The organism is Maritimimonas sp. 2210JD6-3, assembly GCF_056591795.1.
In genome coordinates this window covers 1-222 of sequence record NZ_JBWQOJ010000123.1, presented here as the reverse complement: position 1 = coordinate 222, position 222 = coordinate 1, and the positions used below count along the sequence as shown (strand labels likewise).

General features: G+C 46.4%; 1 protein-coding gene. It reads right to left on the bottom strand.

Annotated elements, in window-relative coordinates; all coding sequences use genetic code 11:
* A partial coding sequence (locus AC1EUY_RS16225) for a hypothetical protein (RefSeq protein ID WP_480196595.1) occupies window positions 1-222 on the bottom strand: 222 nt, incomplete at both ends.

The window sequence follows — 222 nt, the reverse complement described above, 5'->3', positions numbered from 1 at the left end:
AGTAACAACCGTAGTACCCTGTGCCGTTATTGGGAAGCTCGTCGTAGTAGTACCTGTAATACTGCCTACACAATTATCCGTAGCTGTAGGAGCCGTAATAGCCGTTACTTCACACTGCTCAGTAACATCTGGTAAGGTAGCCGTGTCTGCTACTGGGGCCGTCGTATCATCTATAATAACATTCTGGGTCTGCGTCGTTACATTACCATTGCCATCATCATA